Consider the following 24,836-nt stretch of genomic DNA (forward strand, 5'->3'; position numbering starts at 1 on the left):
GCGGAGCGAACCGGGGGGTGTGGGGGGTCGCCCCCCACAGGAGGCAGGCATGAGCGAAGCGAACCGGGGGGTGTGGGGGGTCGGCCCTCGCAGGAGGCAGAGATGAGCTTGCTCGGGTGGCTTCTGCCTGCTGTGCCGGTCGTGACCGGTGTGCTGCTGGTCAGCGGACGGTTCGTCCTCGGGCGCGGGTTGGACCGGTTCGCGCCCGCGATCGCGGTCGGGGCCTCGTCCGTCGCGCTGGGCCTGGCGGTCGCGGCGGCGGTCGCCCGGCCTGCGGTGCGGTTCCCGCTCTTCGACGGCCTGCCCGCCGGGCTGGCGGTGGACGGCCTCTCCGCCGCCCTCGTCCTGACGGTCACGTCGGTCGGCCTCGCCGTCCTGGTGTTCGCCGCCGGGGAGTTCTCTCCGGACGAGTCGAGGGCGCGTTTCTTCGGGCTGATGCTGGTGTTCACCGGGGCGATGCTCGTCACTGTCACCGCGACCGACCTGGCCGTCCTGCTGATGGGCTGGGAGGTCATGGGCGCGATGTCGTACGCGCTCATCGGCTTCTGGTGGCGTGAGCCCAGGCGGGTCGGGTCCGCCGGCATCTCCTTCGTCACGACGCGCGCCGGTGACCTCGGTCTGTACTTCGCCGCCGGCGCCGCCATGATCGGCACCGGTTCGCTGAGCCTGGACGGGCTGGCCGGGGCGGACGGGCACTGGCGGGACCTGGTCGCGGCCGGTGTCGTCCTGGCCGCGCTGGGCAAGTCGGCGCAGGTGCCGTTCTCCTTCTGGCTGTCGCGGGCCATGGACGGCCCGAGTCCGGTCTCCGCGCTGCTGCACTCGGCGACCATGGTGGCCGCGGGGGCGTACCTGCTGCTGCGCCTGGAGCCGTTGCTGGCGGCGACGGGCTGGGCGGCGTCGCTGGTGGCGTGGCTGGGGGCGCTCACCGCGCTGCTGCTGGGGGCGGTCGCGCTGGCCCAGCGTGACCTGAAGCAACTGCTGGCGGCCTCGACCTGTGCGCAGATCGGGTTCATGGTGCTCGGCGCGGGGGCCGGCACGGTGGGCGGGGGTACCGCGCATCTCGTCGCCCACGCCGCGGTGAAGAGCCTTCTGTTCCTCGGCGCGGGCGCCTGGCTGACCGCCCTCGGCACCAAGGACCTTGGCGAGCTGCACGGCGCGGCCCGCCGGTACCGGACGGTCGGAGCCGCCTTCGGCGTCGGAATGCTCGCCCTTGCCGGGGTGCCGCCGCTGTCGCTCTGGGCCACCAAGGACACGGTTCTCGCGGCCGCCCTGGAGCGTTCTCCCCTGCTGTACGGGGTCGGGCTCGCCGCGGCGCTGCTGTCGGCGGGCTACGCGGCACGTGCGCTGATCGCGGTGAGCCGTCCGATCGACGCGGCGACGCGGGTGGACACCGAGGAGAGCGGAACACGGCACGTCGGCCCGCTCGAAAAGCTGCCACTGCCCGCGCTGGCCCTCGGGTCAGCGGCGGGCGGGGTCTTCGCGCTGCCGGTGGTGGACGAGGCGTGGCGGAACCTCCTCGGCACCAGCCACGACCCTGGCCCGGGCCTGGTCGAGCTGGCGCTTTCGGGCGTTCTGGCGTTGCTCGTCCTCGCGGGGACCTGGGCCCTCGTGCGGCGCGGTGGCCGGGCCCGGACGGCGTGGACGGCCCCCGCCCTGCACTGGCTGCATCTCGAACGGCTCGCCGGGCTGCTCATTGCCCGCCCGGTGTTCGCGCTGGCCTCCGCCCTCGCCCGGTTCGACGACCGGGTCGTCGACGGAGGGGTGCGCGCGACCGCCGCGGCGGGACGGGGCGCCGCCGGGCTCGCCGGTCGCCGGATCGAGATCCGGGTGGACGGTCTCGTCAACGCGGTCGGCCGGGGAGCCCGCGGGCTGGCCGGCCTCGCCCGGCGCCCGCAGACGGGTCAGGCGCACACCTACTACGCGCAGGCCGCCGTCCTGTTCGCCGTGCTCATCGTCGTCGTCCTCCTGGTCGGGTGAACGTGCTCTCCCTGGTGATCTTCCTTCCGCTCGCCGTCGGGCTCGGGCTCTACGCGGTGCCGCGGCTCGGCGCCCGCGCGGTGACCTGGACGTGGATCGCCGCGTGCGCCGTCGACCTCGCCCTGGTCGCCGCCATGTGGATCGGGCACGGCACGGACGGCGGGATCTCCTACGAGACGGACGCGCGCTGGATTCCGTCCGTCCGCGCCGGATACCACATCGGCGTCGACGGCCTGTCGCTGCCGCTGCTGGCGCTGACCTCCCTGCTGTTCCTGGCCTGCGCGATCTACTCGCTGCGCCAGGAACGGCAGGTGCGGGCCTTCGCCGCGCTCTTCCTGTTCCTGCAGACGGTCTCCCTCGGCCTGTTCGCGGCCCTGGACCTTCTGCTGTTCTTCGTCTTCTTCGACCTGTCGATCGTCGGGATGTACTTCGTCATCGCCGGATGGGGGCACGGCGACAGGACGCGGTCGGCGCTGAAGTTCTTCCTCTACACCTTCCTCGGCTCCCTGGTCCTGCTGCTGGGGTTCATCGGGCTCTACCTGGGGGCCGAGCCGCACACCTTCGACATGGTGGAGCTGACCCGGACGCCGCCGCTGGCCGGGTCGGCGGGGCTCGCCGGGCTCGTCCTGCTGGCGATCGGCACCGGCCTCGCCATCAAGACGCCGACCGTCCCGTTCCACACCTGGCTGCCGCCCGCGCACACCGACGCGCCCGCCGCGGGCTCGGCGATCCTGGCGGGGATCCTGCTGAAGATGGGCACGTACGGTTTCGTCCGCATCGCGATGCCCATGCTCCCGGACGCGTGGCGCCGCTACGCCTGGGTCATCATCATCGTGGGCGTGATCAGCGTCCTGTACGGGGCGCTGGTGGCGTACGCCCAGGAGGACCTCAAGCGCCTGGTCGCCTACACCTCGGTCAACCACATGGGGTACATCATCGTGGCGCTCGGCGCCGCCGGCGCGGCCGGCGACCAGGCCGCCCGGCGGCTGGCGGTGACCGGCGCGGTCACCCAGATGGTGAGCCACGGGCTGATCACCGGCGCTCTGTTCCTGCTCGCCGGCGTGCTCTACGGGCGGGCGGGCACCTACGACATGGGACGCTTCGGCGGGCTCGCCGGGCGTGCCCCGGTCTTCTCCGCGCTCGTCGCGGCCGGCGCGTTCGCCTCCCTCGGGCTGCCGGGCTTCTCCGGCTTCATCGCCGAGTTCCAGATCTTCACCGGTGTGATCGGCAGCGGCGGCGCCGGTCTGGCCGTCGTCGGCGCGCTGGCGATCGTGGGCATCCTCATCACCGCCGCGCTGTTCCTTCGCCTGCTGCACCGCGCCGTCCTGGGCCCGCCGGGCGAGTTGACCGCGCGGGTCACCGACCTGCGTCCCAGTGAGGCCGGCGCGATCGTCCCGCTGCTGCTGCTCGCGGTGGTCATCGGAGTCGCGCCCCGGCTCCTGCTGGACGTGATCGAGCCGATCTCGGCGACGGTGGTCTCGCTGGTGGCGCGATGATGCGCGAGAACCCGGCGGATCTCCTGCCGGAGCTGCTCGTCCTCGGCGCGGCGGTGATGGGGCTCCTGGCCGGGTCGTTCCTGCCGCGGGCACGGCAGTGGATCGTGGGGCTGCTCTGCGCGATCGGGCTGGCCGGGGGCCTGGTCGCGGCGGCCTTCGCCGCCCGCCGGACGGACCTGATGACCTTCGACGCGTTCATGCTCGACCCCGTCACCCACGTGACGCGGGTCGTGGTGCTGGCGGCGACGCTGCTGGTCATCGTGCTCGCGATGAGCCCGATGCGCGGTCATCGCAGGGAGAGCGAGTTCTACGTCCTCATCCTGCTGGCGGCGCTCGGCACGATCGCGCTCGGCGCCACGTCCGACCTGCTGGTGCTGGTGGCGGCCTATCTGCTGGCCAGCATCCCCGGGTACGCGCTCGCGGGATTCGGGAAGGACGCGCCGGGCACCGAGGCGGCGCTCAAGTACTTCCTCATGGGTGCCTTCCTGGGCATCCTCATGCTGACGGGGGTCACCCTGCTGTACGGGCTCGGGCGCGGCACGTCCTACGAGATGCTCCGCGCCGAGCTCGGGACGGCCCCGGACGGCGCGGTCACCGTGGGTGTGGTGCTGCTGCTGGCCGGGCTGCTGTTCAAGGCGGGTGCCGTGCCGGCGCACTTCTGGGTCCCGGACGTCACCGAGGGCGCTCCCCCGGTCGTCGCGGCGTTCGTCACGACCGTCCCGAAGATCGGGGCGTTCGCCGCCCTCTACCGCTTCGCGGCCGAGGCCCTTCCGCCGGGCGCGGGCGACTGGCCGCCGCTCATCGCGATCATCGCGACGGCGACCATGACGCTGGGCAACCTCGCCGCGTTCGCGCAGGACAACGTCCGGCGGCTGCTCGCCTACTCGACCGTCAGCCAGGCCGGGTACCTGCTGGTCCCGATCGCGGTGGCCGGGCGCACCGACCTCGCCGAACCCGCCCTGCTGTTCTATCTCGCCGCCTACGCCGTCACCAATGTCGGCGCGTTCGCCGTGGTCATCGCCGTCGGCCGCGACGATCTGGCCGCCTACGGCGCGCTCGTGCGACGCTCGCGGCTCCTGGCGATCTCCCTGGTCATCTGCCTGCTCGGCCTGGTCGGGACCCCGCCCGCCGCCGTGTTCGTCGGCAAGCTGCTGATGTTCGGGGCGGCGCTGGACGGCCGGTACGCGTGGCTCGCGGTCGTCGCCGCCGTGAACTCCGTCGCCAGCGTCTTCTACTACCTGCGCTGGATCGTGCCCGCGTTCACCGGGGACGCCGAACAGGGCCGGGGCCTGGACCGCGTCGCCCAATGGACGGCCTGCCTGGCGGCCGCGGGGTCGCTCGCCCTCGGCGTCGGCAGCGGCGTCGCCCTCACCATCGGCTGAAGGAAGCGGCCCGGCCGCTGACAGGGCCGTGCCGCCCGGGTCGGGGACCCGGGCGGCGGCCTCGGTACAGCCGATCATGCCTGGATCCTCTCCTTGGCGGGCTCGCCGGTCTTTCCACCGACGGCGGGGGTCCGCAGTGTGACCAGGGCGAGGCCCGCGCCCGCCAGGGCGACGACTGCGGCGCCGATGAATGCGGCCTGGAAACCGCCGGTCAGGCTGGGCAGGTCACCCAGCTTGTCCGCGCCCTGCGAGGTGGCGATGGCGGTCATCGCCGCCAGCCCGATCGCCGAACCGACCTGGTAGGTGGTGTTGACGATCCCGGACGCCAGACCGCCCTGCTCGGGGGCCACCCCGCCGAGCGCCGCCATGGTGGCGGGGATGAACACCAGCGACATGCGACCGCGGAGATCAGCGACCCGGGCAGCACGTCGGTGACGAAGCTCCCGCCCGCGTCAATCGTCGACAGGACCGACAGGCCCGCGGCGAGGACGACGAGTCCGGTGACGATGAGCGGCTTGGTGCCGAACCGGGCGATGAGCCGTCCGGTGACGCCCACCATCAGCACCATCATCAGCGCCGTCATCGGAAGGAGCGCCGCGCCGCTCGGGAACGCGTCGTACCCCAGGACCTGCTGGAGGTAGAGGTTGAGGAAGTACCACATCGGGATCCACGCGGCGCCCAGCAGCGTCATCGCCAGGTTGGCGCCGGCGAGGTTCGGGGTGCGCCACACCGACAGCGGCATGAGCGGGCCGCGGGAGATCCGCTGGACGGCGACGAACGCGGCCAGCAGCAGGACGGCGCCGCCGAGCTGCAGGGCGGTCGCCGGAGCGTCCCAGCCGCGCTCGGGCGCCTGGACGATCGCGTACACGGCGAGGCCGAGCCCGCCCGTGACGGAGAGCGCGCCCAGCACGTCCAGCCCGGTGCGGCGTCCGGGGACGTCGGGCAGGACGGCCGGAACCAGCGCCAGCGTGAGCAGGCCATGATCCCGCATCACCGCCAGGCGATCGAGATGGCCGGTCTCGCCGCGACCCGCGCCGCGTCCCCCGAGGTGAGGAAACTCGGTGCGGAGATCAAAAAGGCCCAGGGCCCGGAGATCGAGCAGCTCACCACCTGGCTGACCGGCTGGGGGGCACCGGTGCCCTCGCCCCGGACGGACGGAACGGGCCACATGGGCCACGGCGGCATGGAAGGCATGATGACCGGCGAGGAGATGAAGGAGCTGGAAGGCGCCAAGGGCGCGTCCTTCGACAAGACCTTCCTGGAAATGATGATCAGGCATCACCAGGGCGCCGTGGCGATGGCCGGGACCGAGCAATCCTCCGGGCGTTTCCCCGGCGCCACGAAGATGGCGGGGGACATCGTCGCCGCGCAGTCCGCCGAGATCACCAAGATGCGCGACCTGCTCAAGCAGTAGCACCGCGCCGCGATTCGCGAACGGGCGGTGCCGCGCGCCCCGCCCGTTCGCCCACCGCACACCCGCCCATCCCGAATGGCGCGTACGGCCCAGGCTGCGCTTCTCTCACTGACCTATAAACGCTGCCGCCTGTCACCTAAGCGAAGCCACTTCCGGCGCTCTATGTTGAAGGTATTAACAGTGAAAAACCCGGGCCCACTGAAAGGGTCTCAGAAGTTGGCCGGCGGTCTATTTTAAGGGAGCCTTTACGTAGACCCCCACACAGGAGCCGTGATGTCCCCCCGACGCGCCGGCATCTTGGTAGGTGCTGTTCTCGTCCTGCTTTTCGGGACGGTCCTCCCCGCCACAGCCGCCGATCAACCGAGCAGTTCTCCGGCCACCCTGGCCGGGCCGCCGATCATCGGCGGCTCTTTCGTCACCGACGCCGAGGCCCCGTGGGCCGCCTCGATCTATCGCAGCAGCGGATCGTTCACCTGCTCCGGCACCGTCATCGCCCCGACCTGGGTGCTGACCGCCCGGCACTGTGTCAGCAGCGGCATCAGCGTCCGGGTCGGCAGCGTCTACCGGGGGCGCGCCACCGCGGTCGCCGTCAGCAACTACCAGGTGGCGCCGCAGGGCGACCTCGCCCTGGTGCGGCTGTCCAGCGCGCACAACACGACCTTCTCCCAGCTCGCCGACGCCAACCCGCCGACCGGCTCGACCAACCAGATCTGCGGCTGGGGCTACACCAGCTACAACGGCCCGGTCTCGGAACAGCTCAAGTGCGCCGACGTCCGTGTCACGTCCACGTCGTGCCGCGACTATCACAGCGGCCAGGCGATCTGCAGCAGCAGGATCACCGGCAACGCCTGGAGCGGCGACTCCGGCGGCCCGCAGCGCTACAACGGCCAGCAGGTAGGCGTCGCCTCCACGGCCGACGGACGGTCGACGCAGACCTACGGGAGCGTCCCCGCCAACCGCTCCTGGATCCGTTCGGTGGCCGGCGTCTGACCAGCCGAAACGCCCGGCCGGAGCCCCCCGGCCGGGCGTTTCCTCATGCCGGGCGCACCGTGTCGGACACCGGCAGGTGGGTCAGCCGAATTCCAGTTGAGTGTCGATCGGGATGCCACCCGCGAGGGAACGGGCGACCGGGCAGCGTTGGGTGTGGCGGTCGTGCTGACCGAGAACGGCATGGAGTTCATGCCGGACCACCCCGTCGAAGGGTTCGCGCACGAGCCGTACACGGTGGCGCGCTACTACCGGGGCCCCGATTTCGGCCGCTCCATTCTGCGGGTGCTGCGGAAGGCGTTCGACGCGCAGCTCGCGGCGGGCCGCATCACGCTGTCGCTGAAAACAAGGCTCACCGGGCACACCGTTCCCGGCTGCTCGAACCAGGATCACGGGCCTGGTGCATCCGGGTCCGCGGGATCGCTGGCGGGCAGCCGGGTCACGTAGGGGGACCGGCCGCGGAATCCGCGCTGGAAGCGGGGCGGTGGGCCCGTCCCGAGGAACTCGTAGAACCAAGCCTCGTGCTCGCTCTCCTCGAAGAGGATCGCTTGGGCGAGGTCGTAGGTGCGAAGGTCTTTGTCTTCGGTGAGTTCGCAGAGGTGGGTGTAAATTCGTGTCGCTCTCCTGGTGGAGTCGATGAGTGCGGTCACCAGCGCGTCCGGGCTGTCACCGATGCCGTCCGGCAAATTCTCGTCCGCGAGGTCGGTGGCCGCGAAATGGCCGAGGTCGTCCGGCAGGCGGCCGTCCAGTTCGTAGATCCGGGTCACCAGGACGTCGAAATGATTGTGGTGTTCGGCGCGAACGTCCATGAGCAGCTCCTGCAGGCGCGCGCCCATCAAAGTGGCCAAGCCGGCATGCAGGATCGTGTAGCGGTAATGTGCGGCCAGTTTCGCTCGGGCGGCCGCCGTCAGTCTCTGGATCAGGACGTCCACGTCGACACCGGCACGCTCGACGAGTTCCCGTGCGATTCCGCTCATGCGTCGGTTCCCTTCGCGAGGCGGCCACGCCCCGTCAGGCCGCGGAGGTCTCCGCCGGAGCGCGGTCCTCGGGGTTGAGGGCCAGGAACGCCACCGCGGCCAGGGCTCCCCCGGCCAGGTCGGCCAGCAGCCAGATCCAGAGCTTCGTCCAGGCGAACAGGCCCATCGTCGCCGCGCCCGTCGCGACCGCGGGGTTGAACGCTCCCCCGGAGATGCCGCCTACCGCGAAGGCCCCGGCCGCCACGGTGAATCCGATGGCCAGCCCGTAGAAGCTGTTGTCCGGATGGTCTCTGCTGGTGGCCACGTTGAGGACGACATAGGCGAGCGCGAGGGTGAAGACGGCCTCGGCCAGGAGCACCGTCCCGAGGACCCGGCCGGACGGTGACAGCTCGGCGACCGTGCCCGGATCCACCACGTACCGGGCTGCGAGGGCGGCGACGATGCCCGCGATGAGCTGGGCCGCCCAGTAGGCGACGGCGTCCGTCCAGTGGATCCGGCCGCGCAAGAGCACCGCCAGCGTCACCGCCGGGTTGTAGTGGGCTCCGGAGACGTGTCCGCCCGCGTACACCATGACCATCAGCACGGCGCCGATGGCCAGCGGGGCGAACGGAGCCTTCGCCAGGACGGTGCAGCCCACGGTGAAGACCAGGAAGAATGTGCCGATGAACTCCGTGACGTAACTACGCACAATCGACCTTTCCAAGTTCGAGAAATGGCTATTAACCCCCCGTAGCGCCTTGAGCCTGTCACTTTGGTCGATCCCTGAGGAGCCGGGCCGTCCTTACAGGGTGATTACGGTCAAGCACACCTCGCCGGTGATCTGCGACCCCTGCCTCGAAGATCCCTATTTCGCCGCGGGAGCCGTCAATCAGCGTGACCTGGACGGCGAATTCATCGTGAATTTCGTTCACGAGTTGAGAGAGGGCCGCGTCTTCCGGTAGCGCGTTGCCTGGTGCGCCGCCTCGGGTGGACGTCATCTCTTCGTAAGGACCGGCGGCCCGCGCGGGCCGTTAGCGTGACCGGCATGAAGAAGGTGCTGGCGATCGTGATCAGTGCGGTGGCGCTCATGGCCGGCTGCGGGGGCGGCGGCGATGGGACGAGCGCCGTCGAACCGACGGGCGCCGCGTCCCGGAGTGCCGCCGCGAAGAGTCCCGGTGGAGCAGGTCAGGACGCGCCTCGGCCGTTGCGCTTCGAAGGCGAGACGTTGGACGGTGGCGCCTTCGACGGCACAAGTCTCGCGGGCAAGCCGGTGGTGTTCTGGTTCTGGGCGCCCTGGTGCCCCAAATGCCTCGCCGAAGGCCCCGATGTGGCCAAGGCCGCCGGGAAGTACAAAGGCAGCGTGTCCTTCGTCGGAATCGGAGGGCTGGAGAAGGACAAGGGCCGGCTGCGCGACTTCGTCTCCCGGACGGGCACCGGAAGCCTCACCCACCTGGACGACCGGACCGGCAGGCTGTACTCCCATTTCAAGGTGACCTCGCAGTCGTCGTTCGTGTTCATGGCACCCGACGGGGCGACGAGCAACGCCTCCGGGCCGCTCGGGGAGTCCGAGCTGAACCGGCACGTCGGCAAGCTCCTCGGCTGACGCGCCGATGGAGAGGATCTCCCTCGCGCTGGCCGCCGGGCTGGTCGCGGCGTTCAACCCGTGCGGCTTCGCGCTCCTGCCGTCCTACCTGACGCTGCTGATCGCCGAACCCGGGGCGGGCGGCGGCTGGCGGGCGCTGCGGCTGTCGGCCGCGATGACCGCGGGGTTCGTCACCGTCTTCGGCGTGTTCGGCCTGCTGATCTCGGCGTTGACGACCTCGATCCACCAGTACCTGCCCTGGCTCACCATCGTGGTGGGCCTGGCCTTGACCGGCCTCGGCGGCTGGCTGGTGACCGGGCGGGAACTGATGCTCCGCCTGCCGCGCCTCCAGGCGGGCGGGCTGTCGGGTTCGCTGGCGGGACTGTACGGATACGGCGCCTCGTACGCCGTCGCGTCCCTGTCGTGCACCATCGCGCCGTTCCTGGCCGTCACCGGACTGGTGTCCGACGGCACGGGCATCGTCGCCGGGCTGGCGGCGTTCGCCGCGTACGGCGCCGGAATGGGCCTGGTCGTGGGGTTCCTGTCGATGCTGGTGGCGCTGGCGCACGACGCCGCGGTGGCGCGCGCCCGCCGGATCCTGCCGTACGTCTCTCGCGTCAGCGGCGTCCTGCTGCTCGTGGCCGGGCTCTACGTCGCCTACTACGGCTGGTACGAAACGCGTCTCAACGCGGGCGCGGCGGCCGACTCGCCCGTCGTCCGCACGGCCACCGAAATCCAGGGCGCGCTGTCCACCTGGATCGATCAGCTCGGAATCTGCTGGACCGCCGCGGCCTTCGGCGGCCTGGCGGCCGGGACGGTGACAGCACGCGGACTGTGGCGGCACCGGCGGCACCGGCGGCACAGCGCCACGCCCGGGCTGCGAGGACGCCCGATGTCGCGGCGAGACCGGGACGGATAACGCGGCAGGCGTTCCACCACCGGCGGGCAGCAGGGGCCGCCGTTCTGGCGCGACGTCCCCGACCGATCAGGATCGGATGGCCTCGATGAGGTCGTCGAGGACGCCGCGGCGGCGGGCCGAGGAAATGTGGTCGATGTAGTCACGGGAGGCGACGATCTTTCCGTCCCGGACGCGCAGGACGAACACGCAGGGCACCCGGAACGGTTCACCGGTCTCGGTCGTCCCGCGGTACGCGAACTCGGCGACGATGACCTCCGGATCGGCCGTCTCATGGACGGTGATGTCGGCCGGTTCCTGGCGAGGGGGCGGCATGCTCTTGCCGGCCGAGAAATGCTCGCGCAGTTCCTCCCGGGTGCGCATCGGTCCGGCCTCGAAGGGCGAGAACGGATGCTCGACGCAGGTCTGCTCCGCGTACAGGTCGGGCAGCTCGTCCCAGCGGCCTTTCGAGACCCCCCACACCAGTTCGAGGAACACCTCGCGAGGACTGGGCGCCATGATGCCTCCCGATGGCACGGTAAGCTTTCCGAAGTGGAGACTCCGAATATACGGAGTGGAGACTTCGGATGTCAATGGAACCCACGCGCGCCGACGCCCGCGGCAACCGGGCCCGGATCCTGGAGGTGGCGGAGGACGTCTTCGGCAGGGGCGGCTCGGCGGCCTCCACCGAGGAGGTCGCCCGGCTCGCCGGCGTCGGCATCGCCACCGTCTTCCGCCATTTCCCCACCAAGCGGGAACTGGTGGAGGCCGTGCTGGTGAAGCATTTCAACCGCCTGTGCCGGGAAGCGCGCAGCCTCGCCGATGCGGCCGATCCGGGCCGGGCGTTCTTCGATTTCTTCCGCCGGCTCGTGGCGGACGCCGCGGGCAAACTCGCCATCATCGAGGCGTTCGCCGACGCGGGCGGCGACGCCGCAGGCAGGGCCTCGCAGGGCCCGCGTGACCTGCGCGAGGCCGTCGGCGTCCTGCTCGGGCGAGCCCAGGACGCCGGAGCGGTCCGGACGGACGTCCGCCTCGACGAGGTCTACGCGCTCATCGTCGGCGCCTCCCGCGCCGCCGCCCACCTCCGCCTGGACGAGCCCGTCCGCTCCCGCACGCTCGGGATCATCTTCGACGGCCTCGCCCCGCGGTGACGCCCGGCCGCCGGTCAGGAGCCTGCGGCACGGCGGAGGGAGCCGGTAGCGCAAGGCGATCTGGACACCGAGCACCCGGCGTCCGTCCGGACGAGCACCGGGTCCCGGCCGCGCAGGTCAGGGGGCCGGGGTGGTGAAGGTCAGCGCGCGGGCCGGGTTGTCCACCATGATCTTGTGGACGGCCTCGTCCGCGACCCCGAGGCGGCGCAGCGCCGGCAGGAAGTGGTCGGGAATGTAGCTGTAGCCCTGGCCGCCGTAGCGCTTGAGCTGGATCTTCTGGCAGACGTCGTGGCCGAGCAGGATCTGGCCGGAGTACCCGTCCTCGACCAGGTCGGCGATGCCGCGGGCGACCTTGTGGTCGCCGAGCAGCACGAGATGGCCCCACGGGCTGCCCGGCGAGGCAAGGAAGTCGAACTCGATGAAGACGCCCCGGGCGAGCACCCGCCGCGCGAAGGGCAGGTCGACCGCCATGGTTCCGGCGTGGCCGAGGACGACGTTGGACGGGTCCACGCCCTCCTCGTCCAGGATGTCGAGGACCGTGAACTTCTCTTCGCCGACCCCGCCCACATGGAACGTGATCGGAGCACCGGTGACGCGGCTCGCCCGTCCGGCGGCCCGGACGCTCTTGAGCTCACCGGGCGTCAGCGGCGCGCTCTCCGCGCCGACCTCGCCGATGATCCCGGCGCGGACGCCCGTGCCGTCGGCGCCGTCCACGATGTCGCGGACGATCACGGCGGTGAGGTCGTCGACGGTCCGTTCGCCCAGGTCCGGCGGGTGGAAGGTCGGCGTGTACCAGCCGGCGCCCATCACGATGTGGAGGCCGCTCGCCCGCGACATCCGCCGCAGCGAGCCGGGGTCGCGGCCGATGCCGAGGCTGGTGACCTCCACGACGGTTCCGCCGCCCGCGCGCCGGAACTCCCCCACCTCCGCGAGCATCTCGTCGAAGTCGGCGAGGACGTCGTTGTCGGCGTTGACGGCGCCGTGCCGGGTGCGGGCCAGGTTGGCCAGGGTGAGCGGTTCCCGCGCCTGCGGGGAGTCCTCGCCAGGGCGGAGCGCGTGGGCCGGACGGCGAAGGTCGACGAACAGGTGCTCGTGCATGAGCGTCGGGCCCAGGGCCGAAGGGTCGACCGGCCCGGTCACGGTGAGCACCTGACCGGCGAGGTCGGGGATGCTCGGTGGCAGGTCGGGAATGGTCAGCGGCAGGTTCACCCGCGGCCCTCCGTCATGGTCAGCCATCGGCGTGGATTCGACTCCGTGAGGGCGGTCAGCAGGGCTTCGTCCGCCCCGAGGTACCCCAGGTAGGGGACGAACTGCTCGGTGACGAACCCGTACCCGCCGCCGCCGAAGGACTTGAGATCGATCTTGCGGGCGACGCGGGGCGACAGCAGGACCCGCTCTGCGTGGCCGCGCCCGGCGAGGGCCAGGACGGCGGCGGCCACGTCCTGGTCGTCGACCTCGCGATTCACGGTCGGGAGGCGGCCGAGCCCGTCGAACTGCAGGAACACGCCGCGGTCTGCGAGCCCGGCGAGGGCGTCGGCGTCGGTCGCGAGGCCGTCGCAGTGGCCGATGGCGACGCGGCCGAGGTCGGCGCCGGACTCGGCCATCAGGTCGAGGAGTGCGTGCGTGGCGGCGGTCGTCGCGGCGCGGTCCAGGAGCACGGGCGCTCCGGTGCGCCGGGCGGCGTGCGCGACGCCCGTGGCCAGGGCACGGTCGGCGGGACGGCCGAGGTCCAGCGCCTCGATCTCACCGATCACGCCCGCTCGGACGCCGTCCACGCCCTCGCGGAGATCACTGATGATCTCCGCGGTGAGGCTCTCGACCGGCCTGTCGGTGAGCCCCGGCGTCCGGGACGGGGAGTATCCGCCGCAGCCCATCACGACGTTGACCCCGGTCGCCCTGGCGAGATCGGCCAGCGCCCGCGGGTCGCGTCCGAGGTCGACGCCGGTCACCTCGACCACGGCGCCGCCGCCCAGCCCGGCGAAATCGGCGAGTTCGGGGCGGACGATCGCCTCCGTGAGCCGCCGGTCGTCCCGGTTCGGGGCGCCCAGGGCGAGCGCGCCGAGCAGGCCCATGGTCACTCGCGCCTCGCCCGCGCCGGCGTCGGAGAGACCGTTCGGATCGGCTTCGGACAAGCCGTTCAGGTCGGCTTCCGAAAGGCCGTACAGGTCGCTGACCAGGTGCACGGAGGTGACCGTGTGCCCGAGGGAACGCGGATCGATCGGCCCGGTGACGGTCATGACCCGTCCGGTCGCGGTCGGCGTGCTCATCCCACGGACGGGTGGGTCGTCATGACTGGGCTCCACGCCGGTCAATGTATCGACCGCCGTCCGCATGATCCCTTGTGTCTCACCGCACGCTTGTTGACGTACCACGCACACCGGAATCGGGTCGCGCGACGCGTGTGGCCTCATCCGGAACCGCGGCCGGCTGGCAAGGCGCACGCATACCGAGGCAAAATGAAACTTGCATCTCGGCCGAACTCGCTTGATCCATTGGCCACGTTTCGACCCGAATGAATTGCGTCAACCCCGCGTGTCACACTGGCGGTGAACTGACCTGATACGGACGTTCATCGCGTCCTGACTGGCGGCACTTCTGCTGTTACGCGATCCTGACTGCGTGAGCACGACCGACGACGCAGGTCGGAAGAGATTCTTCATCAGTTACGCCGGGCCCGACCGGCTGTGGGCGGAGTGGATCGGCTGGCAGCTCGAACAGGCGGAACACGATGTGGAACTCGATGTCTGGGACTGGGGACCGGGCGAGAACTTCGTGCTCCGCATGGACCAGGCGCTGCGTTCCGCGAACCGGGTGCTCGCCTTATGCTCGGCGTCCTACTTCGAGCAGGACCGTTTCACGACCGACGAGTGGACGTCGGCAATTGCGATCAAGGAGTACGGCGCGCGGCTGGTGCCGATTCGGATCGAGAACCTTCCCCGGGAGCGATTCCCCGCCGCGTTGCGGGCGATGACGACGCTCGATCTCTTCGGCCTGGAAGAGGACCAGGCCCGGCGCCGTGTGCTGGAGCTCGTGGAGCGGCCCGGGCACCCCGGGAGCAGCCCGGTCTTCCCCGGTCCCGCGCGCAGCGGCGTACCGCGCGGGCTGGGCCCGCGGCTGCCGGGCACCGGGCCGCAGGTGTGGCGGGTCCCCGCTCGTAACGCGTCGTTCGCCGGACGGGACGCGCTGCTCGTGGAGATCCGCGAAGCCCTGACCGTGTCCATCAGCGGAGTGGTCGTCCTGCACGGCGGAGGCGGTTTCGGAAAGACGCAGACGGCGATCGAGTACGCGCACCGTTTCGCCGCGGACTATGACGCCGTATGGGTCATCGACGCGGAGCAGAGCGAATTGATCAATGGCCAGCTCGCGGCGCTGGCCACCGCGCTGGAAGTGCGGGCACCGGTGACCGATCAGACGGTCACCGCGCAGCGCGCTTTGGCGGAGCTGCACAAATCAGAGAGGTGGCTGCTGGTCTTCGACAATGCGGAGGATCCGGCGGAGGTCATCGATTATCTTCCCGGCGGGCGCGGGCACGTTCTCATCACGTCCAGGAACTCCGCGTGGGCCGAAGCGGGGACCCGTATCGCGGTAGAAGTGTTCACGCGCGAGGAATCCGTGCGGCTGCTGCATAACCTCGTGCCCCGCCTGCCGCCGAGCGAGGCCGGGCATCTGGCCGAGATTCTCGGTGATCTGCCGCTGGCACTCGTCCAGGCCGCCGGGGTGCTCGCCAGCGGGGTGACCGTGGCCCATTACGAGCGCTCCTTGGAGGCCCATGCCACGGAGGTGCTCAGCCACGGGCGGCCGACGTCGTACCCCGCGTCCCTCGCGGCGGCGACCTCGCTCGCCCTGGAACGGCTCGCGGCGGCCAGGGCGGGCGGCGAGACGGTGATCCGGGCCTGTGCCTATCTGGCGCCCGAGCCGATACCGGCCGCCTGGTTCTACGCGTCGCCGCGGTCGGCGGACGAGGGTCTCGCGTACGCGCTGGAGGCGCTCCCGACGGGCGTCCTCAAGGTCAGCAGGGCCTTCGAGGCCATCACGCGGTACGGTCTCGCCCGCATCGACCGCAACAAGCTGCGCCTGCACCGCCTCACCGCCGCCGTCATCCGCGACCAGACGCGGCGGCAGCGGGCGGCGTACCGGGAGGTCATCGCCGGGCTCCTCGTCGCGGCCGAGCCGAAGTCGACCGACAAGCCGGAGACGTGGCCGGACTGGGCGGTCCTCGTCCCGCACGTCCTCAGCCAGGATCCAGCGACGAGCCCCCATGATCCGCTCCGTCTGCTGGCGACCGGCGTCGTCCGGTATCTGGTCTCGAGCGGCCAGACGCAGACGGCGCGCCCCGTCGCCGAACATTTCTACGCGAGCTGGCAGCGGTCTCTCGGCCCGGACCACGAGACATGCCTGGAGATAAGCCTGCAGCTGGCGTACGTCTATCAGCGGCTCGGCCTTTACGCGAAGTCCCAGCGGCTGAACGAGGGCTGCCTCGCCCGGTGCCGCCGCGTTCTGGGCCCGGACGACCCGCGGACGCTCAAGGCCGCCACCGACCTGGCCACGGACCTCTATGCGCTGGGGGCCGCGGAAAGAGCGTGCTCCCTAAACGAGGAGACGTTCCGCCGCAGCACGGAGGTCTTGGGGGAGAATGCGCGCTCCACCTTGGGTGTCGCCTATAACTTCGCCATCGACCTGTACACCCTCGGCGACCTCGACACGGCCCGGGCGATGGCCGAGGAGATCCACGGACGGCGCCGCGAGGTGCTGGGCGTCGATCACCCCGATACGTTGAACTCGGCCGGCATCAAGGCAGGTCACCTGAGCGAGTCGGGGCAGGCGGAGGCGGCGCGAGCCCTCGCGGAGGACACTCTCGACATGTGCCGCCACGCCCTCGGCGAAGACCATCCGCAGACGCTGCTCGTGGCCCGGAGTCTCGCCCTGTACCTGCGGCAGCTTGACGAAACGGAGGAAGCCCGGCGCCTGGAGGACGAGACCCTGGAGCGCTATCGCGAGGTGCTCGGGGAGGAACACCCGGACACCGCGGCCATGGCCGCGCGGGTCGCCGTCCACCACGACCGGGAGGGCACGGGGAACGGCGAGGCGGCCGATCGGAAGGAAGCCGGCCGGGACGCGTGGAATCACGAACTCATGCAGCTCTACCGGGCTTTTCGCCTGCTTTGACCAACGAGCGGGGTACGGCGCAGCTTTGACGGACGAGAGCCGCCGTCATATCTGGCCTTTGACGATCGCCCAGCGCTCGTGGTCCATCCATCGCCCATTGATCTTGATGAAGTTCGGCGAGTAGCCTTCCTGCCGGAACTGCAGTCTCTCGACCAGATTCCGGGACCTGAGGTTCGCCGGCTGAATGTCGGCTTCAACGCGGTGCAGGCCCAGGTCCGTGAAGGCGTAGTCGAGCAGCAGCCGTAGCCCTTCGGTCATGTAACCGTGTCCGGTACCGGACACGAATGCCCCGTAACCGATGACCCCGCGCTGATACGGACCGCGAACGATCTCGTTTATGTTGACGAACCCTGCCATGGCCTTCGTGTCCAGCAGGCAGACGACGAACCCGTCGGCGGCCACCCGATCGAATCGCTTGACGTACCTGTCGAACTCGTCCGCGGTCTTCGGAGCCAGGATCCAGGGACGGAAGTACGACTCGCTCCGCCGCGCCAGTTTGACAAAGGCGTTCTGATCGATGGCGGCGACCCTGCGGAGACCCACTCTCTCCCCGCGGCGAAGGAACAGATCCGCCTTCTCCGTCGCGCTATGTGTCCCGATGCTCACGATTAGAGAGTACACCTTTGTCATTGATCGCGCATCGGATGGAAGCGATCAATACGGTCCCGACTAACCATCCACGGGGCCCGGGAAGGCGTGATTTACGGACGATCTCAGACGAAGAAGGCCATCCCGGATGAGCCGCGAGTCAGTCCTCGCCTCCCCCGCGGACTGCGTCATCAACCGGCCCGAACCGCCAGAAGACGGTTGCGGACGCGATTGGAAATCATGTCAAAACCTCCCGATGCCCAGCGGTAACAGGATGCCCGGCCAAGCCATTTACCCCGATCGTCGCAGCGCACATCGTCCGGCCCACGGGTTGCCGGCGGACAGCACCATACCCGTGCAATCGGGTGCCCGGATTCGCCTGAAAGCCTGACCTTAACGACCGGCTAAAAGGCCGGCGGGTAATGGCGGCCAGGTGCGGCCGCTGAGCCTCCAGAAGCCGGCTGCCGCGCCGGACGGCCCGGAGGCCACTGGTGCTGTGCGGGCCCTGGGTAGCGGTTTCGAGATCACTCATCGGCGGGATGCGTGGTCGGGCGGGCGGGCAGAAGGCTGAAGCCCATGACACGCATCGCAGCACGCCTCACCGCCGGGCTGGTGGCCGCCGCGGCGATCAGCGCCACCGGCGCGGCCGCCGCACCGGCCACCCTCGCCTCCGTGGGTCCTCCGGACCGCCCCGCCGCCGAGCACCAGTCCGCGGCGCGCGGACGACTGGTCTCCGCGACCCATCTCCGAACCATGTCCGCGGACCAGGTGCGCGGGTGGCTGGCGTCGGAGGGCTTCGACGACTCGTCCGTCCGGCACGGCGTCGACACCTACCGTCTCGTCTACCGGACGATCGACACCCGCGGCCGCGCCACCACGGCCAGCGGCCTTCTCGTCCTGCCCCGCGGCGGTGACCGCAGGCTCGACACGGTCTCCTTCACGCATGGCACGGAGATCTACAAGCCGGACGCGCCCTCGACGTCCGGCGACGTCTGGGGCCCGGGCCCGGCCGTCACCTACGGTGCCGCCGGGTTCGCCGCCGTCGCTCCCGACTACCTCGGTCTCGGCGAAGGCCCGGGCCTCCATCCCTGGAAGCATGTGCCGTCCGAGGTCTCCGCGGCCCTCGACATGCTCCGCGCAGCGCGGCAGTTCGCGCCGCGCACCGGGCGGCTGCTGAACGGTGACGTGCTGGCCACGGGGTTCTCACAGGGCGCCTCGTCCGCCCTCGGCCTGGCCCGCGCGCTGCAACACGGCGCCGACCCTCATTTCAGGATCCGCGCGGTCGCCCCGATCAGCGGCGCCTACGACTTCGAGGGCGCCGAACTCCAGGCCCTGCTGAAGGGCGACGTGCCTCCGGAGGTCGCCGCCGTCTACGTCTCCTACCTCTTCACCGCATGGAACCGGATTCACGGCGGCGTCTACGAGACGCCGTCGGAGGTGTTCCACGAACCTCACGCGAGCCGCGTCGAGAAGCTCTTCAACGGCACCACCCCTGGACCGGACGTGCTGGAAAGCCTGCCGGACACGCTCGGCGAGCTCCTCACGCGACGCGGCTTCGCGGTGCTGCGCCATCCGTCCGGCACGTTCGCCGATGCCTTGCGCGTGGACGCCGAGGTCTGCCGCGCCTGGACCCCGCACGTCCCGATCCGCCTCTACAAGATCGCCGACGACGAGCAGGCCACGACCGCGAACACCGACCGCTGCGCCGCCTGGCTCCGCGAGCGCGGCGTCAACGCCCCGGTCATCGACGTGGGCGACACCGTGTACGGCGGTTCCCGCCACCTCGGCTCCAACGTCGCGGGCACCGCCCAGATCGTCCGCTGGTTCACCACGCTCAAGTGAGCCGCGCTCAGGCGAACGACCCCGCTCGCCGCACGCCGACGGCAACACGGTCTGCCATCGCCACTACGGCGAGGCGAGGCGAGGCGGGGCGGCGAGGCGGCGAGGCGGCGAGGCGGCGAGCGAGGGTTTCGCTTCAGGGCCTGTCAGGGTCAGCGCTGTTTGCCCTGGCTGAGCGTGTCCACCGACTTGGCGATGCGCCGCTGCCGGGTCTGTTCGGTCTTGGCCCCCTCGATCTGCAGCACGTGATACCGCTGGTTGCTGTACGACAGGCTGCTCCAGGTCTGCTGCGCCGCCGGTTCAGAGGCAAGGGCCTGCGCGAAGTCCTCGGGAACCTCGACCACACGAGGCTCGGTGTCCAATTCGAGGGCGACCTCTGTCTCGTCTCCCGCTTCTACACCGGCCTTCGTCCTGTTCTCGGCGGCCAGCGGCAGCATGTACCGGTCGCCGTAAACGGCGACCGTGCTGCGGTAGGTATGGGCACCGATGGTCACTTTCACCTTCGGTTTCTTGCCCGCCCCCAGTTGTTCGACCACGTCGGCCGGAACCTCGAAACCGGTCGCGGTCTTGCCGCCCAGTTCGATCGTGGTCCGGAACTTCACCATCGTGCGCCCTCCCGATCAGCCCAGTCACGAAAGCACACAGCCGTCCAAGGGCGCAACAGAACAGCCTGGACGCGAACCGCCGCTCCGTTGCTGCCCCACGGCCATAGCCCGCGCAGGCGAGCCAGCCCAAGCCCTCAGCTGGGCTGCTCGGGGGTCGGCCATCGGGTTCAGTCCCATTCCCAGCGCATGCCGTGGTAGCCGGTGTCGATGCCGAAATCGAGGAAGTGGATGCTGTTGTAAGGGGACAATCTCAGCGGCGTCCTATCTTGCAGCGGAGTGCGGCCGTCGGGACGCCACACGCGGTAGCAGCGCGTCGGGACGGCTTCGGGGTGGAACCGGATGTCGAGCAGGAATTGATGCACCGGTATGCGGAATGCGCGTCCGTCGCCGGTCATGGGCGGCCCGGATTCGTCGAAGGTGAAGGTGTACTCCAGCAGGTAGGTCTTGCCCTCGGCGAGGGGATGGTCGAAGAGGAGTTCGGTAGCGATCGCGCCGACGTCATCGGTGCGCGTCCGGCCGAAGCGGCATCCTTCGGCGATGCGCGTCGAGGGCAGGAGGCCATGTTGGTGGCTGTAGACGGCGATCCAACGGTCGGCGCCGCGGCGCCGGGCCTGGAACACCATGCGGGTCCGGGTCTGGAGAAGGTGCCCGTTCCGGCCCAGCAGGTATTGGCTGTGGAGGCTCAAGCCGACCATCTGCTCACTGGTTCTGTTGCCGATGGCGTCCACCAGCACCTTGACCCGGGGCTGTTCGCACAACTCGTCCAGCGGAAGTCGTGGTGCCGAGTTTGGACTTTCGACTTCAGGAGTGTCAGCAGGGAATGGCGGGGCAGTCCAGGATCTCTTCCAGCGCCCGGACGGCCTTCAGAGAATCGGCGCGTTCGGGTCTGTTGCGGCCACGTTGCCAATGGCTGAGGCAGGCCACGCTGACCGGGCTGCCCAGCGCTTTCAGCCGACGGCTCAGTGCTTCCAGGCTGAGGCCGCTTGCCCCGATCGCCGCCTTGAGCGCCTGATCGAACGGCCCGGTAGGCACGATCCGAGGAGATTCATTCTCCGTTAGCGTGGGGAAACTGCGCATCGTCGCTTCTTCGGAGTCCGGCACCCGGGTTCCGTGCCCGGGTTCCGCGCCCGGCCCGGCGCTTGGGCGGCCGCCGTCTGGACGGCCGCGCAGCATCGCCGAGACGCTGCTCGGGGCGCCGGGCTCGACGTCGGGCCCCGCTCTCGCCGCAGCGACGGCAGGCCGTCCGGTCTGGTGGGCGTGCCAAGGACGACGATGGAACGTCCGTCCATCCTCGCTGTTCCTTTGCTTGGGCGATGCCACGGCCAATTCGGCGATGACGTCACCACGATGGGCTGCTGGGAGCGAGGTATCAATCCGCAGAACTCTAAGTAGACCTACCTATTCGGCCTTTCACCGGACGCACGGCACGTCCCGTCGGGCGGTTACTTGAGGGCCCCGCCGAAGTTGGAGGTCAGGGCTTGCGGAGCACTCCGCCGAACTCTCTGGCGAGTTCGCGTTCTGTCGAGGCGCCGAGCACGGACTGCAATGCCGGATCGACCGGGTCGAGCGGCGGCTGCGCGGTATCCGGACGCCAGTCCATGACGTTGACCATTCCTGGTTCGACGGGTTCCAGTCCGCTCACGAACGCCTTGACCTGGCTGGGCGTGCGGCTTCTCCACGTCATGCCGACACTGTGCATGATCGCGGTGAACTCGTCGGCCGTCTCCTGGTCGGCGCCGACGAACTGGGAGAGCGCGACGTAACTGCCGGAAACCAGCGCGTCCGTGATGGTGCCGATGGTGTGCCGTGCCGTCTCATCGTCCGGGATCGAGTGAGGCACCGACAAGAAGAGCGCGGCGACCGGCCGCGTGAAGTCGATGAGGCGCCGCACGTCAGGATGATCGAGCACCTCGTCGGGCTTGGTCATGTCCTGCGCGATCACCGTCGTGTACTCGTTCTCGGCCAGCACGGCCCGGCCGTGCGTCAGGACGATGGGGTCGTTGTCGACGTAGACCACGTGTGCGTCGGGACAGAACTGCTGCGCCACCTGGTGCACGTTGTGCTGGGTGGGCAATCCGCTGCCCAGATCCAGAAACTGCGTGATCCCGGCGTCCCGGGCCAGGAATCGGACCACGCGATAGAGAAAGAGCCGGTTGGCCCGCGTCGCGTCGAGAGCCTCGGGAAACCTCGCGTTAATCGCCCGGACAGCGGCGCGATCAACGGCGTAGTTGTCCTTGCCACCGAGGCCGTAATTGTACATTCGCGCGGGCGTCGGAACGTCAACCGAGAACTTCGCTGAATACGAGCGATCATCCGTGGACACGGCAGACTCCACATCGTCCAAGCCAGGCCGACCGGGCGCGGGAAGCCTACCGGCGAACCGCCCCGAAGGGGAAGGTCGCACGGAGCGCCGTCAGCGACGCGGCGACCGGATCCAAACGGCCGTCCTGCAACCCCGCACGAGCTCGGAAGCCAACTACTTATGCAGATTGCTTCTGAGGATTCGGTAGCCCGTAGGGACACGGGCAGAACCCGTCCCATCGGCCTCGGCAGCCATAGTTGAGGTCGCCGGATTGACGCACCTACCCAGGAGAGATGCACAAGGAATGTCGCGAGTCGACCACCCCGGGGTGAGGAGAGATTCTTCGATGGATGACGAGGTCCAGGTTCAGGAACTCGTCGTCCGGGAGCAGCTCAGAGGCCGGTTCCGAACACGCCGGAACCGGCCTCTTCGACGCTGAGGTCAGCTGACTTCGGCGCCGAAAGCCTGGAGAGGCTCGGTCACCGGCTGGAAGAAGGTGACACCGCCGGATTGGCAGTCGCCTGAGCCGCCTGAAGTGAGGCCCAGCGCGGTGCTTCCGCTGAACAGCGACCCGCCGCTGTCACCCGGTTCGGCGCAGACGGTCGTCTGGATCGCCCCGGTGACGGTGCCTTCGGGGTAGTTCACCGTTGCGTTGGTGGCGGTGACGGTACCGCTGCGGAGGCCGGTGGTGCTGCCGCTGCGCGTGACGGGCTGGCCGACGACGGCATCTCCGGCCTCGGTGATGTCCTGCGACTGGCCGTTGTACAGGTTGACGGCACCCTCGCCGGCCTCCTCGGCCTGGACGAGCGCGAAGTCGTCCCCCGGGAAGCTGCTCTCCACGGTGGTGCCGAGGGCCTGGGCGCCCTGCTGATCAGCGGTCCAGGTGCGGACGACGTTGCCGCAATGTCCGGCGGTGAGGAAGAAGTCCTGGTCGCCGCGTTTGACGTTGAAGCCCAGCGAGCAGCGGGTGCCCTGGCCGAAGATCGCGTCGCCGCCGAGCGCGAGGGTGCGGAGGCGTCCCGGGATGCGGACCATGCGGATCGCCGGTCCCACCTCCCGGGCCATCCGGCGGACGGCGGCCATGCGCGTCCCGGTGACGGAATCGTCCGTCCAGACGGTCACCTTGGACGTGGCGGGGTCGACGGCCCAGCCGGTGCCCGGAATGCCGGACGTCGACTGGCGGAGGGCGGCGGTGATCCGATTCAGCGTCGCCGGGCTTCTCTGCAGCGCTTTCGGCACGGCGCCGGCGGCGCGCACCATGGCGGCGTCCGACTGGTTGGTGACCGTGACGACGGGCCGGCCGGACGAGTCGAGGTACGCGCCGGCGGTGCGCGTCCCGAGCCGGTCGGCCAGCCTGGCGGCCAGGGCGCCGGCCGATCTCCGCTGGGTGTTCGATGCCTGCTGTCCGGCGAGCGCGGCCTGCCGGCCGGTGCCGGACTCGTCCGGCATCCGGACCGCGTACAGCGAGCCGGCCACGAGGCCGGCGGATCCGGCGGTCACCGCGGTCCACGTGACCACGGTGCGCATACGAGTTCTCCTCGTGGCGTTACGGCGGGTCATGGGTCCTCCAAGGTCCGGTCTGTGCGTGGAGATACGGCGCACGGCCGGACGAAGTTCAAGCGCCGGAGCGGACGCAGGTCACGGACACCGTCAGGCGCCGATTTCGATAGCGTCGGGTTCATGCGGCTTCATGTGGGGTGCGCGATGTGGGCTCATCCGCCATGGCAAGGGCGTTTCCTGCCGCATCCGCTGGCTCCGGGCGAGCGGTTGCGCGCCTATGCGAGCTGGTGCAACGCGGTGGAGGGCAACACGACCTTCTACGCGACGCCGTCACGCGGCACGGTGGAGTCGTGGGCGGAGCAGACGGCGCCCGACTTCCGGTTCGTGCTCAAGCTGCCGAAGTCGATCACGCATGAGCGGCGGCTGGTCGAGTTCGATGACGAGCTCAAGACGTTCCTGACCGCGATGGAGCCCCTTGAGTCGCGAGCGCATGCGCTGTGGGTTCAGCTTCCGGGGTCGTTCGGCCCCGCCGATCTCGGAACGCTGGCCGGATTTCTGCGCCGCCTGCCAGCGGTGCACCGGTACGCGGTCGAGGTGCGTCACCGCGCGTTCTTCGAGGACGCGGGGTGTGCGCACAATCTTGAAAGGGTTCTCGCCGGCGCCGGGGCCGAATGGGTTCCGTTCGACACCACCGTCTTCTTCCGGGGGCGTCCGGCCAGCGATGCCGAACGGGACGCGTGGACGAAGAAGCCCCGCGTTCCGCGCCGCTCTGTCGCGCTGACCGACCGTCCGATCGTCCGCTACCTCGGACGGGACGACACGGCGGAAACCGTTGAAGGATGGCGATTCTGGGTCGAGAGAGTCGTCGAGTGGCTGCGCGAGGGACGTTCGCCGACCTTCTTCGTCCACACACCCGACAACGCGGACGCGCTGAGCCTCGCCCGCCGCTTCCACGACGAGGTGAGAGCCCGCGCCCCCGAACTCGCCCCCCTACCC

The 24,836-nt window shown here is 70.1% G+C and carries 26 protein-coding genes; 13 read left to right on the plus strand and 13 right to left on the minus strand.

Annotation, left to right across the window (positions count from 1 at the left end):
• Positions 1-102: 102 nt before the first annotated feature.
• Genes ETD83_RS13015 through ETD83_RS13025 form a run of 3 tightly spaced genes read left to right on the plus strand, consistent with a single transcriptional unit; the run spans position 103 to position 4,855 of the window.
• Positions 103-1,977 (plus strand): NADH-quinone oxidoreductase subunit 5 family protein, encoded by a 1,875-nt coding sequence (locus ETD83_RS13015; RefSeq protein ID WP_138645361.1) that lies wholly within the window; start codon positions 103-105, stop codon positions 1,975-1,977.
• Complete coding sequence (locus ETD83_RS13020) at positions 1,974-3,473, plus strand: complex I subunit 4 family protein (RefSeq protein WP_230420867.1); 1,500 nt, start codon at positions 1,974-1,976, stop codon at positions 3,471-3,473. Before ETD83_RS13015 ends, ETD83_RS13020 begins: the two co-directional genes overlap by 4 nt.
• Positions 3,470-4,855, plus strand: a complete 1,386-nt coding sequence (locus ETD83_RS13025) for an NADH-quinone oxidoreductase subunit N (RefSeq protein WP_230420868.1) — start codon at positions 3,470-3,472, stop codon at positions 4,853-4,855. Before ETD83_RS13020 ends, ETD83_RS13025 begins: the two co-directional genes overlap by 4 nt.
• A 74-nt stretch (positions 4,856-4,929) precedes the next feature.
• On the opposite strand, the gene ETD83_RS44390 is transcribed toward ETD83_RS13025, so the two are convergent.
• On the minus strand, positions 4,930-5,223 hold the full coding sequence (locus ETD83_RS44390) for a hypothetical protein (RefSeq protein ID WP_329602777.1): 294 nt from the start codon (positions 5,221-5,223) through the stop codon (positions 4,930-4,932).
• On the minus strand, positions 5,121-5,846 hold the full coding sequence (locus tag ETD83_RS13030) for an MFS transporter (protein ID WP_230420870.1): 726 nt from the start codon (positions 5,844-5,846) through the stop codon (positions 5,121-5,123). Before ETD83_RS13030 ends, ETD83_RS44390 begins: the two co-directional genes overlap by 103 nt.
• Here ETD83_RS13030 and ETD83_RS42450 point away from each other — a divergent pair.
• The 3 genes from ETD83_RS42450 (at position 5,835) to ETD83_RS13045 (ending at position 7,703) form a co-directional block, all read left to right on the plus strand.
• The gene (locus ETD83_RS42450; protein WP_171064173.1) at positions 5,835-6,269 is read left to right on the plus strand and encodes a DUF305 domain-containing protein; all 435 of its coding nucleotides are present in this window, start codon (positions 5,835-5,837) and stop codon (positions 6,267-6,269) included. The genes ETD83_RS13030 and ETD83_RS42450 overlap by 12 nt on opposite strands.
• 273 nt (positions 6,270-6,542) lie before the next feature.
• Entirely contained in the window at positions 6,543-7,259 is a 717-nt protein-coding gene (locus tag ETD83_RS13040; RefSeq protein ID WP_138645363.1) for a S1 family peptidase, read from the plus strand.
• A 162-nt stretch (positions 7,260-7,421) separates the two neighbouring features.
• Positions 7,422-7,703, plus strand: a complete 282-nt coding sequence (locus ETD83_RS13045; protein WP_138645364.1) for a hypothetical protein — start codon at positions 7,422-7,424, stop codon at positions 7,701-7,703.
• Here ETD83_RS13045 and ETD83_RS13050 read toward each other — a convergent pair.
• Positions 7,646-8,233 (minus strand): ferritin-like domain-containing protein, encoded by a 588-nt coding sequence (locus ETD83_RS13050; protein ID WP_138645365.1) that lies wholly within the window; start codon positions 8,231-8,233, stop codon positions 7,646-7,648. The genes ETD83_RS13045 and ETD83_RS13050 overlap by 58 nt on opposite strands.
• A 34-nt stretch (positions 8,234-8,267) precedes the next feature.
• Positions 8,268-8,921 (minus strand): MIP/aquaporin family protein, encoded by a 654-nt coding sequence (locus ETD83_RS13055; RefSeq protein ID WP_138645366.1) that lies wholly within the window; start codon positions 8,919-8,921, stop codon positions 8,268-8,270.
• Positions 8,922-9,021: 100 nt separating this feature from the next.
• Here ETD83_RS13055 and ETD83_RS13060 point away from each other — a divergent pair, with 100 nt between their 5' ends.
• The 3 genes from ETD83_RS13060 (at position 9,022) to ETD83_RS13070 (ending at position 10,713) form a co-directional block, all read left to right on the plus strand.
• A complete protein-coding gene (locus ETD83_RS13060) occupies positions 9,022-9,174 on the plus strand; it encodes a hypothetical protein (protein WP_171064174.1) in 153 nt (50 codons plus the stop codon).
• An 83-nt stretch (positions 9,175-9,257) separates the two neighbouring features.
• Entirely contained in the window at positions 9,258-9,815 is a 558-nt protein-coding gene (locus ETD83_RS13065) for a TlpA family protein disulfide reductase (protein WP_138645368.1), read from the plus strand.
• 7 nt (positions 9,816-9,822) lie between these two features.
• Entirely contained in the window at positions 9,823-10,713 is an 891-nt protein-coding gene (locus tag ETD83_RS13070) for a cytochrome c biogenesis CcdA family protein (protein ID WP_138645369.1), read from the plus strand.
• 66 nt (positions 10,714-10,779) lie between these two features.
• Here ETD83_RS13070 and ETD83_RS13075 read toward each other — a convergent pair whose 3' ends face one another.
• Positions 10,780-11,208, minus strand: coding sequence for a nuclear transport factor 2 family protein (locus tag ETD83_RS13075; RefSeq protein ID WP_138645370.1), 429 nt, complete (start codon positions 11,206-11,208; stop codon positions 10,780-10,782).
• A gap of 68 nt (positions 11,209-11,276) precedes the next feature.
• On the opposite strand from ETD83_RS13075, the gene ETD83_RS13080 reads away from it, so the two are divergent.
• Positions 11,277-11,840, plus strand: a complete 564-nt coding sequence (locus ETD83_RS13080) for a TetR/AcrR family transcriptional regulator (RefSeq protein WP_205717639.1) — start codon at positions 11,277-11,279, stop codon at positions 11,838-11,840.
• Between the two features lie 117 nt (positions 11,841-11,957).
• On the opposite strand, the gene ETD83_RS13085 is transcribed toward ETD83_RS13080, so the two are convergent.
• A complete protein-coding gene (locus tag ETD83_RS13085; protein ID WP_230420871.1) occupies positions 11,958-13,049 on the minus strand; it encodes a phosphotriesterase family protein in 1,092 nt (363 codons plus the stop codon).
• The gene (locus tag ETD83_RS13090; RefSeq protein ID WP_171064175.1) at positions 13,046-14,107 is read right to left on the minus strand and encodes a phosphotriesterase family protein; all 1,062 of its coding nucleotides are present in this window, start codon (positions 14,105-14,107) and stop codon (positions 13,046-13,048) included. Before ETD83_RS13090 ends, ETD83_RS13085 begins: the two co-directional genes overlap by 4 nt.
• A 352-nt stretch (positions 14,108-14,459) precedes the next feature.
• Between ETD83_RS13090 and fxsT the strand changes: the two genes are divergently transcribed.
• Entirely contained in the window at positions 14,460-17,006 is a 2,547-nt protein-coding gene (gene fxsT / locus ETD83_RS13095; RefSeq protein ID WP_138645373.1) for an FxSxx-COOH system tetratricopeptide repeat protein, read from the plus strand.
• 45 nt (positions 17,007-17,051) lie between these two features.
• Here the strand turns inward: fxsT and ETD83_RS13100 are convergent, their stop codons facing one another.
• Complete coding sequence (locus ETD83_RS13100) at positions 17,052-17,612, minus strand: GNAT family N-acetyltransferase (protein ID WP_230420872.1); 561 nt, start codon at positions 17,610-17,612, stop codon at positions 17,052-17,054.
• A gap of 558 nt (positions 17,613-18,170) precedes the next feature.
• Between ETD83_RS13100 and ETD83_RS13105 the strand changes: the two genes are divergently transcribed.
• Complete coding sequence (locus ETD83_RS13105) at positions 18,171-19,436, plus strand: alpha/beta hydrolase family protein (RefSeq protein WP_205717640.1); 1,266 nt, start codon at positions 18,171-18,173, stop codon at positions 19,434-19,436.
• A gap of 149 nt (positions 19,437-19,585) precedes the next feature.
• On the opposite strand, the gene ETD83_RS13110 is transcribed toward ETD83_RS13105, so the two are convergent.
• From ETD83_RS13110 to ETD83_RS13130, 5 genes are all read right to left on the minus strand, one after another.
• A complete protein-coding gene (locus ETD83_RS13110; RefSeq protein WP_205717641.1) occupies positions 19,586-20,038 on the minus strand; it encodes a YdeI/OmpD-associated family protein in 453 nt (150 codons plus the stop codon).
• A gap of 167 nt (positions 20,039-20,205) precedes the next feature.
• Positions 20,206-20,796 (minus strand): hypothetical protein, encoded by a 591-nt coding sequence (locus tag ETD83_RS13115; RefSeq protein WP_138645375.1) that lies wholly within the window; start codon positions 20,794-20,796, stop codon positions 20,206-20,208.
• A 52-nt stretch (positions 20,797-20,848) separates the two neighbouring features.
• Entirely contained in the window at positions 20,849-21,139 is a 291-nt protein-coding gene (locus ETD83_RS13120; RefSeq protein WP_205717642.1) for a hypothetical protein, read from the minus strand.
• Positions 21,140-21,509: 370 nt separating this feature from the next.
• Entirely contained in the window at positions 21,510-22,361 is an 852-nt protein-coding gene (locus tag ETD83_RS13125) for an SAM-dependent methyltransferase (RefSeq protein WP_138645376.1), read from the minus strand.
• Positions 22,362-22,781: 420 nt separating this feature from the next.
• Complete coding sequence (locus ETD83_RS13130; protein ID WP_138645377.1) at positions 22,782-23,867, minus strand: S1 family peptidase; 1,086 nt, start codon at positions 23,865-23,867, stop codon at positions 22,782-22,784.
• A 153-nt stretch (positions 23,868-24,020) separates the two neighbouring features.
• On the opposite strand from ETD83_RS13130, the gene ETD83_RS13135 reads away from it, so the two are divergent.
• Positions 24,021-24,836 (plus strand): DUF72 domain-containing protein (locus ETD83_RS13135; protein WP_138645378.1); only part of this gene is annotated, 816 nt, incomplete at its 3' end.

The organism is Actinomadura soli (assembly GCF_005889715.1).
GTDB classification, from domain to species: Bacteria; Actinomycetota; Actinomycetes; order Streptosporangiales; family Streptosporangiaceae; genus Spirillospora; species Spirillospora soli.